The 10,801-nt window shown below is 58.4% G+C and carries 10 protein-coding genes and 1 riboswitch; of the genes, 1 reads left to right on the top strand and 9 read right to left on the bottom strand.

All coding sequences use genetic code 11. The features are described 5' to 3' along the window. The coding region (locus ACIQZK_RS10060) for an energy transducer TonB (RefSeq protein ID WP_397576011.1) at positions 1-288 on the top strand (288 nt) is incomplete at its 5' end. 9 nt (positions 289-297) lie between these two features. Here the strand turns inward: ACIQZK_RS10060 and ACIQZK_RS10055 are convergent. The 9 genes from ACIQZK_RS10055 to ftsZ form a co-directional block, all read right to left on the bottom strand. Next, entirely contained in the window at positions 298-927 is a 630-nt protein-coding gene (locus ACIQZK_RS10055; RefSeq protein ID WP_397576010.1) for a DUF938 domain-containing protein, read from the bottom strand. Continuing rightward, positions 924-2,495, bottom strand: a complete 1,572-nt coding sequence (gcvPB, locus tag ACIQZK_RS10050) for an aminomethyl-transferring glycine dehydrogenase subunit GcvPB (RefSeq protein ID WP_397576009.1) — start codon at positions 2,493-2,495, stop codon at positions 924-926. The genes ACIQZK_RS10055 and gcvPB overlap by 4 nt, the downstream gene beginning before the upstream one ends. Further along, entirely contained in the window at positions 2,492-3,850 is a 1,359-nt protein-coding gene (gcvPA, locus tag ACIQZK_RS10045; protein ID WP_397576008.1) for an aminomethyl-transferring glycine dehydrogenase subunit GcvPA, read from the bottom strand. Before gcvPA ends, gcvPB begins: the two co-directional genes overlap by 4 nt. Before the next feature lie 38 nt (positions 3,851-3,888). Then, positions 3,889-4,260, bottom strand: a complete 372-nt coding sequence (gene gcvH / locus ACIQZK_RS10040) for a glycine cleavage system protein GcvH (RefSeq protein WP_397576007.1) — start codon at positions 4,258-4,260, stop codon at positions 3,889-3,891. Next, positions 4,257-5,405, bottom strand: coding sequence for a glycine cleavage system aminomethyltransferase GcvT (gcvT, locus tag ACIQZK_RS10035; protein ID WP_397576006.1), 1,149 nt, complete (start codon positions 5,403-5,405; stop codon positions 4,257-4,259). The genes gcvH and gcvT overlap by 4 nt, the downstream gene beginning before the upstream one ends. Positions 5,406-5,587: 182 nt before the next feature. Further along, positions 5,588-5,676, bottom strand: a riboswitch (glycine riboswitch). Positions 5,677-5,710: 34 nt separating this feature from the next. Beyond that, a complete protein-coding gene (locus ACIQZK_RS10030) occupies positions 5,711-6,367 on the bottom strand; it encodes an NAD-dependent epimerase/dehydratase family protein (protein WP_397576005.1) in 657 nt (218 codons plus the stop codon). Continuing rightward, complete coding sequence (locus ACIQZK_RS10025) at positions 6,364-7,515, bottom strand: deoxyguanosinetriphosphate triphosphohydrolase (protein ID WP_397576004.1); 1,152 nt, start codon at positions 7,513-7,515, stop codon at positions 6,364-6,366. The genes ACIQZK_RS10030 and ACIQZK_RS10025 overlap by 4 nt, the downstream gene beginning before the upstream one ends. A 37-nt stretch (positions 7,516-7,552) precedes the next feature. Next, positions 7,553-9,190 carry a hypothetical protein gene (locus tag ACIQZK_RS10020; RefSeq protein WP_397576003.1) on the bottom strand — a complete coding sequence of 546 codons (1,638 nt, stop codon included), beginning with the start codon at positions 9,188-9,190 and terminating at the stop codon, positions 7,553-7,555. Between the two features lie 112 nt (positions 9,191-9,302). Next, positions 9,303-10,790 carry a cell division protein FtsZ gene (gene ftsZ / locus ACIQZK_RS10015; protein WP_397576012.1) on the bottom strand — a complete coding sequence of 496 codons (1,488 nt, stop codon included), beginning with the start codon at positions 10,788-10,790 and terminating at the stop codon, positions 9,303-9,305. Positions 10,791-10,801: the final 11 nt, after the last annotated feature.

Below are 10,801 nucleotides of genomic sequence, written 5' to 3'. Positions count from 1 at the left end.
GAAAAACGCTGGGTCGATATTGGTTTCTGGATTGGCGCCGACGGCAAGGTGGATGAACCCGAAATCTTGCGCAGCGAAGGTGGCACCGATTGGACCGACGTTGTTCTGAAGGCGATTAAAACCCGCATTTATGCGCCGTTAAAGGCCGAAAGCGATGGTGCCACACCCGGAATTTACGCCATCGAGCGTTATTCGCTGACCGCGCAATATGAAAATGACGTGACCGGAACGCGTATCCGTCAACGTTCACCCATCGCCAAAATCGAGCGGACCGATTTGACTGGCTAGGGTCAGGACCTAGGCGCGGAAGACCAGCAGCAGATTGTTTGCGGGCATTTCGACGATCTGGTCGAGGCGCAAGCCATTCTCACCGGCGGTTTGGTTGATATCCTCCACGGACCGCAGACCCCATTCGGGGTTTTGTTGGCGCAATGACGCATCAAATGCTGCATTGCTCTCCGCTAGGGGAACATCGCGCTGCCGGAATGGTCCATAAATGCACAGCGGTTCGGACGGGCCGAGCGTTCGGGCCGCATTGCGCAGCAAACCGACCGTGGCTGCCCATGGGCTGATATGCGCCATGTTGATGCATAGCACAGCATTGGCCTTCGTAATGGGCCAGTCGGACGCCGCATCCAGCAACATCGCAGGCAAGACATTTACCGCATTCTCGTCCGCACGCCACGCGTCAATCGACGCCACAGCGATGGGATCGGGATCCGTCGGCAGCCATGTCAACGCGGGGAACAGCTTCGCAAAGTGCACCGCATGTTCGCCCGTGCCGCTCGCGATTTCCAGCACGCGCCCTCGGTCGGGCAGCAGTTTTGCAAGCGCTTCCGCAATCACATCGCGATTCCGCACCGTCGCTGGCGCGTGCCGCTTTACCTCGGGGCCGCGTTCAAACACAAAAGGCTGCGGCGTGGTCATTCCGCCGCAACCGCCTGTTCGGGTTCGCGCCACACGAGCACGGGCTTTCGTGCAGCTTGGGTTTCATCCAAGCGACGGCGTGGCGCATGATGTGGCGCGGATTTTAGCATCGGGTCCCCTGCCTTCGCCCGTTGCACGACCGAACGCATCGCGCCAATAAACTGGTCAAGCGTGGCCTTGCTCTCGGTTTCGGTCGGCTCGATCAACATCGCGCCATGCACGACGAGCGGGAAATAGACCGTCATCGGGTGATAGCCTTCGTCAATCAGGCCCTTGGCGATATCGAGCGTTGAAAAGCCCTCAGCCAAGCCATTGTCGCTGAACAACGCCTCATGCATACATGGCCCGCTATGCGCAAAGGGCGCATCAAGCACATCCTCAAGACTGCGCAAGATGTAATTGGCGTTCAACACGGCGTCTTCGGCGGCCTGACGCAAGCCATCGGCACCATGCGACATGATGTAGGACAAAGCGCGCGTGAACATGCCCATTTGGCCATGGAAGGCCGTCATGCGGCCGAAACTGTGCGGATGGCGCGCGCTGGCCGTTTCTTCTTCGACCAACGTATAGTGCCCGTCTGCGTGACGCTCGGTAAAGGGTAACGGACCATAAGGTGACAATGCTTCCGATAAAACGACCGGCCCCGAACCCGGACCGCCACCACCATGCGGGGTAGAGAAAGTCTTATGCAGGTTGATATGCATCGCATCGATACCGAGATCACCCGGGCGCACGCGGCCGACGATGGCGTTAAAGTTCGCACCATCGCAATAGACATATCCGCCAGCAGCATGGACCGCATCTGAGATCGCTTTCATGTCGCGCTCGAACAGGCCGCAGGTGTTCGGATTGGTAATCATCACGCCCGCAACATCGGGACCAAGCCGTGCCTTCAGCGCAGCCAAGTCGACACGGCCTTCGGACGTTGCTGGGATATTTTCGACCGCATAACCGGCAAAGGCCGCTGTCGCAGGGTTGGTGCCATGCGCGCTTTCGGGGACGAGGATAACGCTGCGTGGGTCGCCGCGCGCTTCGAGTGCCGCTTTGATAGCAAGGATACCGCACAATTCGCCGTGCGCGCCCGCTTTCGGCGTCATGGCTACGCCATGCATGCCGGTAAGTTTTATCAGCCAAACCGCCAGCTCGTTTATCACCGCCAATGCGCCTTGCACCGTTTCAACGGGTTGCAGCGGGTGGACATCGGCAAAGCCCTCCATCCGCGCGACTTTTTCATTCAGCCGCGGGTTATGCTTCATCGTGCAACTACCCAGCGGGAAAAAGCCCAGATCGATGGCATAATTCTGACGGCTGAGGCGGGTGTAATGGCGCACCGTTTCGGGTTCAGACAGGCCGGGAAGGCCAATGTCGCGATGGCGGGCCAAATTGCCAAGGCGCGGCGTGACCTTCGGTGCATCCGCGAGGTCAACGCCCGTTGTTCCGGTCGTACCGATCTCGAAAATCAACGCCTCTTCCAGCATCAGCGCCTTGTTGCCGGTATATGTCGCAGGGCCGACTTGCCCTGCGCTGCCCATTTCGGGCTTCCAACCGCTCTGATTGATCGTGCTCATGCCAACACCTCCTGCAATGCGGTGGCAAATGTTTCCACATCCTCCATGGTCGCAACTTCGGTCACCGCGACAACCAGACCATTGGCGAGCGCGTCTACATCGGGATACAAACGCCCTAAGGAGACGCCGCCCAAGACACTTCGGTCGGCCAATGCCCGCACGACGGGGCGGGCTTCCTTCGGCAGCTTCAGCGTGAATTCGTTGAAAAATGTGTCGTTGACGAGCTCAACGCCAGCGATTTGCGAAAGCCGGTCGGCGGCTTGGACGGCTAGGCCGTGGTTGAGATCCGCCAATCCGCGCAGCCCTTTTTCACCCAGTAACGTGAGATGAATGCTGAACGCCAATGCGCAAAGGCCTGAATTCGTACAGATATTTGATGTCGCCTTTTCACGGCGAATATGCTGTTCGCGCGTGGACAGCGTCAGCACGAAACCGCGCTTTCCCTCGGCATCCACAGTCTCACCGCACAAGCGACCGGGCATTTGGCGAACGAACTTTTCCTTGCACGCAAACAGCCCGACATAAGGTCCGCCGAACTGAAGACCAACGCCAAGCGACTGCCCCTCACCCACAACAATGTCTGCGCCCATTTCGCCCGGCGCCTTGATGGCACCCAATGCAACCGGTTCGGTGACCACAGCAATCAGCAGCGCACCATGTTCATGCGCCTTGGCCGCAATCGCCGACAGATCTTCGATGCGGCCAAATATGTCGGGATATTGCACAACGACGCAGCTTGTCTCGCCGTCGATGGCATCCAGCAAGCGTGCGCTATCGGTGTGAGGTGAAAGCGCCGGCAAGGCAGTATCGAGCGTGTCGCCGGTATATTGCGCCATCGTTTTGGCGACGCTTACATAATGCGGGTGCAGCCCCGACGAGAGGACCGCTTTGCTGCGCTTCGTGATGCGGCCCGCCATGCCAATGGCTTCCCAGCAGGCGGTCGAACCATCGTACATCGATGCGTTGGCCACATCGCAACCAAACAGCCGCGCAACCTGCGTCTGGAATTCGAACAGCATTTGCAGCGTACCCTGCGCAATTTCGGGCTGATACGGCGTATAAGCCGTCAGGAATTCGCCGCGCTGGATGATATGGTCAACACTGGCGGGGACATGATGCTTGTACGCGCCCGCGCCTAAAAAGAACGGCGTGTGCGACGCGGTCATATTTTGGCGCGCGAGATTTGAAAAATGCCGCTCAACCGCCATTTCACTGGCATGGTTGGGCAAGCCATGGATCGGCCCGTCCAGCTGCGCCTCCGCAGGCACATCGGCGAACAAATCGTCAATTGATTTTGCCCCGATGACACCAAGCATGGCCTGACGGTCGGATGGGGTGAGCGGCAAATAACGCATTTCAATCTCCATGGCCCGCAATTTGCGGACGGATTAGCTTAAAGTCCGTCGACAAATGCCTTATACGCGGCGGCGTCCATCAGGCTGTCGAGCTCGCTTGTATCGCTGAGGGTGATTTTGAAGAACCAGCCTTCGCCTTCGGGATCGTTGTTCACCAGCGCGGGGTCGCCTTCCAATGCGCCATTGCCTTCAATCACCGTGCCGCTGACGGGTGCATAGACATCGGACGCGGCCTTGACCGATTCCACAACCGCAGCATCGCCGCCTTTTTTCAACATCGCGCCAGTCGCGGGGACTTCAGCAAACACGATGTCGCCCAACTGGCTTTGTGCATAGTCCGTAATGCCAACAGTCGCGCTGTCGCCATCGACTTCGATCCACTCATGATCTTCGGTGAAATAACGGGTCATGTGTGCGCTCCTTTGCGATGATAATGATGTGGGACGAAGGGTAAGGATGTAACGGTGACGGACACACGCTTGCCGCGCACCTCCGCCTCAAGCGTGCTGCCCGCGGCGTTATGGCCCGCATCAATATAGCCCATGGCAATCGGCGCGCCGACGCTTGGGGCAAATCCGCCGGACGTAATGACGCCGACTTGCGTATCGCCTGCAAAAACAGGTGCGCCTTCGCGCACGGGCATCTTGCCGTCGACCGAAAGCCCGACAAGCTTGCGTGCGGGGCCATTGGCCAAGGCATTCAGGGTGCGGTCCGACCCGAAAAACCCGCCCTCGGAACGGCGGCGCTTCGACACTGCGAATGCCGCGCCGGCTTCGACAGGGTCAAATTCGGGGTTCATGTCATGGCCGTACAGCGGCAATCCCGCCTCAAGCCGCAAGGAATCGCGCGCACCAAGGCCAATGGGCTTTACTTCAGGCTGCGCACAGATTTGGTCCGCAAGTGCCTTTGCATGGCCCGCAGGTACAGAAATTTCGAAGCCATCTTCGCCGGTGTAACCCGAACGGCTGATCCACAGAGGTTCGGGATCGGTCTTGGGTCCCCAGAAGAAGGAACCAGCCTCCATAAAATAGAGCGCGTCAACACCGGGCACGACGCGGACAAGCGCGTCCACGGCCTTTGGACCTTGTATCGCCAGCAGTGCGCGGTCATCCATATGGTTGATGGTGATCTCATCGGGCAAATGGTCCCGCAGATGGCCCATATCGTCCCATTTCACCGCGCCATTGACGACGACATACAGCCCCTTAGGCACAGCCGTAATCATCATGTCGTCCAGCACGCCGCCGCCTTCATCGAGAAGCAACGAGTAGCGCATCTTGCCCTCTTTAAGCGCGGATATGTCGCCGGGAACCATCGCCTCAAGTGCTTCGGCCGCGCCGTCGCCGGTCAGCATCAGCTGCCCCATATGGCTGACGTCGAAAAGGCCTGCGTTCTCGCGCGTCCAAATATGTTCGGCCATGATGCCTTCATATTGGATCGGCATGTGATAGCCGGCGAACTCGACCATGCGCGCGCCCTTGTCGCGGTGCCATGCGTCGAGCGGTAGCTCCAATATTTCGATGGGTTCTAGTTCGAATTCGTCTTCTTCGCTCATATCAGTCCGTTCAAGAGTCGCAGCGACCGACGCCGGTTGGCGCATAGTCTGCTGCCCCCTCTGTCACGGGTACCTGAGAGCTTTATCCGCCTTGGTTGCCGCACATAGTGGCAAAGGCAGGTTACACCTTCGGTGGCATGTCGTTGCAAATGGCAAAGACATGCGCTTTCCAGAGTGTCGCAAAAGCCGAAGCGGTCCTTTTGCCTGAGAGATTCCGGGGCGGTTGCTCCTTCGGCGGCCCCTGAAAGGGACGCTCTCCCGCTTCGTCAGCGACGAATCCGCATTGGCCTTACCGCCTTAGAGAGTCAACCGGCCAGCGCGTTGATTGATTCATTTTCGTGGATAAACACGCCATCGTTACCCGGTTTTGCCAACGCGGCGATGGCCTTTGCGACTTTGCTGGACGGCGTGGACGCAAATTTCTGCATCGGTCCAAACATCAGCATGTCCACAAATGGCGACAGCAATATACCCAATGCCTCGCCCGGACGGCGGTCATCACGCTGCCCACCCGTCAGCAAGCTGGGCCGCATGATATCAAGCCGTTGGAAGCCGATGTTGCGTAGCCCCTGCTCCATTTCCGCTTTCGTTCGCAAATAGAAACTGCTGCTCGCTGGTATCGCGCCTACGGACGATATCGTAATGAATTGCTGCGCGCCGGCTTCATGGCTTGCCTGTGCAAAGGCAAGCACCAGATCATGATCAACCGCTCTGAAGGCATCGCGCGATCCGGCTGTGCGTATCGTCGTCCCCAAACCGGAAATGGCGACGTCAGGCTTTATATGTGCCACAATCGCTGGCCAGTCAGCGGTTGGCGCGACATGCTCCTGTATGTTCGGAGCCAATGATACCGATGGTCGGCGCGACACGAGGTGGACCGAAAACCCAGCGCGCGCCAACATCTCCGCCGCCTGTTTGCCAACCAATCCCGAACCGCCAGCGATGACTATCTTGCGGCTCATGCGATGGCTCCACAGATTTCGCGGTGGCGATCGGTTGCATAGCGGTCGGTCATGCCCGCAAGAAAGTCCCCGATACGGCGGCTGCGCTGTGGTTCTTCGCGGGGAAGGCTGTCGCGCCATTCATCTGGTAGTAATGCAGGATCGTCGCGGTAGGCAGCAAACAGTTCACGCACAATTTTGGTTGCTTCTTCTGCCGCCGCCAATTGCGTTGGGTGGTGATACAGCTTTTCATACATGAATGATTTCAGCTGCCGTTCGCGCGCCGCCATTTCTGCGGAAAACCCCCCAATCATGACACCGGCTTTACGGACATCGTCAGCGGTTTTTATGCCCGCCTGCGCAATTCTGGCGCGTGTCGATTCAATCACATCATTGACCATCACGCCAATCTGTTCGCGCGTCAGCTCACCGATCAGGCGGCGCTGCGGCACGTCTGGATAGCGGTCCAAAATCGCCTCCCATCGCGCTGCCACAAAAGGCAGATCCAGCAGCTGGTCAATGTCGAGCAACCCTGCCCTGATGCCATCATCAATGTCATGATTATCATACGCAATATCGTCGCTGATCGCTGCGATCTGCGCCTCAAGCGATGGCCAGTCGGTCAGGCTCAGGTCAAACTGCGCGTTGACTTCGGACAATGCCCAGCCCGGACGGGCAACGGGTCCATTATGCTTGGCCAGCCCTTCCAGCAATTCCCAGCTAAGGTTCAGGCCCGGCCATGACGGATAAGGCGACTCCAGTTGCGTCAGCGTGCGCAATGTCTGCGCATTATGGTCAAACCCGCCACATGACTTCATCGTCGCCTCCAGCGCATCTTCGCCAGCATGGCCAAAGGGCGGGTGCCCGATATCATGCGCCAGACATAATGCCTCTGTCAGGTCTTCATTCAGCCCAAGCGCGCGGGCAATGGTGCGGCCAATTTGTGCGACTTCAAGGCTGTGCGTCAGGCGCACACGATAATGGTCGCCGTCGGGCGAGATGAATACCTGCGTTTTGTGGCGAAGCCGCCGGAACGCAATCGAATGAATGATGCGATCACGGTCGCGCTGGAATATATCACGCGGGCCGCGAATATCGCGGTCGGGCTCTGGATGAAATCGGCCGCGGCTGTTGCCGGGAAGTGATGCGTAGGAAGCCAGTTGCGACATGCAGCGCTTATGCAACCAAGCCGCCGCGACAGGAAGCCTATTTTACCTTTAAGGCATTCACAGGAACGCCAATCTCGCTTTTCCACATAAATGCGTCGCCGCCGGCTTTCTTGAAATCGCCTTCCCACTTTTTGGCGGCCTTCATATCCGGGAAGGGACCAACCAACAGTCGCGCGGTCCTGCCCCATGGGGATGTCCATGGCTTCTGCGCTTTGAACAGAGCAGGGTTGTTCTTCGTCAATTTGCGATAGTCGAAACCAAGCCCGCTGGCCTCGCCCGTTGCGATTTGCACCCAGATGCGCGCCGGATTTGCGGCCTCTAACTTCGCTTTGGCGGCGGCTTTCGGGTCAATTTTGGGGGCCTTGCTGGCGTCTGCAACTGCCTTGGGCGTCACGGGTTTTAGCTTTTTCAAATCGACCGGAATTTCCGAAGGCTGTTGCTCACTCTCCGGAATTTCGATGGCGCCGACAATGGCATCCAGACTGAATCCTGCCGAAGCAGTGGAAGCGGGCACAGATGTTGGTGCTGCGGTGATTTTAGCGGGAGTGGGCTGCGGGGGCGTTGCGGCCGCCAGCGACACCGGTTCTTGCGCAGTTGGCGTCGTCCCCGCGACCGTTGCTGCCAGATCAACCTGTGCAACAACAGGATCAGGCCGAGGCGTTGTTGGAACCGCGGCCTGAACTTCCGCACGTTCCTGCGCTCTTCGGTCCGGCTTGCTCTGTGGCTTTGCCTCGCTTTTCACGTCGCGCGCTGCTGTCGGCTTTGTTCCAAGCGGCGCGCCTGATGGAATGAGGCGGTTTTGGGCGGGGCCGACGGCAGGTTGCTGCACGGTGGCGGCGACACGGCGGACTTGTTCGCTGTCCCGCCCTACGGCTTGGCTGGTGGGAAAATGCCCCAGATGAATGGCGGCGGCCTGCTGCGCGCCGGTTAAATTTGGCATCAGGCGGAAGAACCGCTCCATCCTTTGCGCCGATGGTGCATCCATGAAGCCTTGCGCAACCTTGTTCGATTCACGCACGTCACCACGCGCAGCCAACATAAAGGCCCGGGCGCGCCATGCGGCCGGACTGTTGCGCTGCAAAAGCGGCAGGAGCATCGCGTCGGCCGGTTCCTTTTGCCCCGCAAGCGAAAGAGACACGGCCTGACGGATGATGATGTCATCAGACGATGCCACGGTCCGGGCCAGTTGATAATCCTGCTGTGCACGTCCGAAATTACCGAGCAAATCAAACGCCAGCGCGCGGTCTGCGGCAATCGAACGTTGGTCCGCGCCCAACCGGACGGCATCATCAAACAGGCGCAAAGCCTCAAACGGGTTTTCGGTGCGCACGGTTGCTGTTGCCAGGCCGGCAACGATCCGGCTGTTATTCGGGCGTAACGCATTGGCGCGCGTGAAGAAATTCAGCGCGGCATTGGCATCACCCAACAGCAAAGCGGCATTGCCTGCATCGGCCAAGGCATCTGCATCGCTTGGGTTAAAAGAAATGCGCCGCATCGCGTCACGCAACTCCACCGCGCCAGCGGGCTCGACAATATTTGGCACGACCGCAGGCGTTTTCTGGTCAAGCGCCTCCAGCGCGCTTTCATCGACAGCCTGTGCATGCACGGCGGGTGACAGCGCGCCTGCTGAAAAAACCAGCGCGCTGCAGAATCCGAGGCTACGTAATGTTGTCACATCCATGTTTTTCTATGTAGCTGCCGACTGCCGAACACAAAGCGCATTCACGCTTTGGTCCGACAAACGGTTGCATAGAAACGACAAGATGATGGTGCGCTTGCCGCGCGTCTTATGAGTTGTTCTGACGGTCAAGAAAGCTTGGGAAGCCTGTGCCATTGCCGCCTTCATTGCGCTTTTCCGCGTCATCATCCGAACGGGTGAGACCGCGCGATAGGTTGGACATGCGTTCAAACAATGTACCACCCGTTGGAATGCGTGGTGCAGCGCGTTCTGGCGGAGCAGTCACGTCGACTGGCTGCGCAGACGGGTAACCTTCGGCCACAGGCGTATCGAGGTCAAGTGCATCGGCATTCGCCCAAGAGTCCGTGGTGTTCATATCATCATCAGCATATTCGGCTGCATCTTCTTCAGCTTCGTCTGCTTCGATCGCAACAAAGTCGCTACCAAGTTCCAAGCTATCGTCGTCTGCTTCATTTTCAAATTCAGCCGCGGCCGTTTCTTCGGCTGCAGCTGTATCGGCTGTGTTTTCAAACAACGATGTCGCAGCAGGCGCAACTTCTACGGCAGGCGCAGGCGCTGGGCGGCTGAATGAGAATGGCGTTCTTTGTGCTGCCGGTGTTGCGGTCAAACCTTCACTATCGATGCCAGTTGCGACAACCGAAACGCGGATCTTGCCGTTCAGACTTTCATTGAACGCCGAACCCCAGATGATATTCGCGTCGGGATCAACCAGCTCACGAATATGGTTGGCAGCTTCGTCCACTTCCATCAGGCGCATATCTTCGCCACCGGTAATCGATACGATGACGCCCTTTGCACCCTGCATCGACACACCGTCGAGCAACGGGTTGGCAATCGCCTTTTCCGCAGCTTCGAGCGCGCGGCCGTCGCCTTCGGCTTCACCAGTACCCATCATTGCCTTGCCCATTTCGTGCATGACGGAACGGACGTCGGCAAAATCGAGGTTGATGAGGCCAGGCATAACCATCAGGTCGGTGATGCCACGGACGCCCTGCTGCAACACTTCGTCAGCAAGCTGGAACGCTTCCTTAAATGTGGTGTTCGGGTTGGCGACCAGGAACAGATTCTGGTTTGGAATAACGATCAGCGTATCAACATGCTGCTGCAGTTCGGCGATGCCCGATTCTGCCGACCGCATGCGGCGCGTACCTTCGAACATGAACGGCTTGGTTACGACACCAACCGTCAAAATGTTCATTTCGCGCGCAACCTTGGCGATAACAGGTGCAGCGCCCGTTCCGGTGCCGCCGCCCATACCAGCCGCGATAAAGCACATGTGGCAACCGGCCAGCGCCACTTTCACTTGCTCAAGCGTTTCTTCAGCCGCAGCACGGCCAACTTCGGGGCGTGAACCCGCGCCAAGACCCTGCGTGATTTCAGGTCCAAGCTGAATGCGATATTCGGCAGGAGACGCATTCAGCGCCTGTGCGTCGGTGTTGGCGACAAGGAAGTCGACGCCCTCTACCTTTGCGCTGATCATGTTGGCCACGGCGTTCCCGCCAGCGCCACCAACACCAATAACTGCAATTTTCGGCTTCAACTCGTCAACCATTGGTGGACCGATATTGATGCTCATAACTTTATCCC

Source organism: Sphingorhabdus sp., assembly GCF_044338195.1.
Taxonomy (GTDB): domain Bacteria; phylum Pseudomonadota; class Alphaproteobacteria; order Sphingomonadales; family Sphingomonadaceae; genus Sphingorhabdus_B.
Note: the sequence above shows the minus strand (reverse complement) of the source record. Positions and strands in the feature narration are given on the sequence as shown.

Coding starts and splice junctions, on each gene's coding strand:
- ACIQZK_RS10055 (WP_397576010.1), bottom strand. CDS start 927: ATGACCACGCCGCAGCCTTTTGTGTTTGAACGCGGCCCCGAGGTAAAG.
- gcvPB (WP_397576009.1), bottom strand. CDS start 2,495: ATGAGCACGATCAATCAGAGCGGTTGGAAGCCCGAAATGGGCAGCGCA.
- gcvPA (WP_397576008.1), bottom strand. CDS start 3,850: ATGCGTTATTTGCCGCTCACCCCATCCGACCGTCAGGCCATGCTTGGT.
- gcvH (WP_397576007.1), bottom strand. CDS start 4,260: ATGACCCGTTATTTCACCGAAGATCATGAGTGGATCGAAGTCGATGGC.
- gcvT (WP_397576006.1), bottom strand. CDS start 5,405: ATGAGCGAAGAAGACGAATTCGAACTAGAACCCATCGAAATATTGGAG.
- ACIQZK_RS10030 (WP_397576005.1), bottom strand. CDS start 6,367: ATGAGCCGCAAGATAGTCATCGCTGGCGGTTCGGGATTGGTTGGCAAA.
- ACIQZK_RS10025 (WP_397576004.1), bottom strand. CDS start 7,515: ATGTCGCAACTGGCTTCCTACGCATCACTTCCCGGCAACAGCCGCGGC.
- ftsZ (WP_397576012.1), bottom strand. CDS start 10,790: ATGAGCATCAATATCGGTCCACCAATGGTTGACGAGTTGAAGCCGAAA.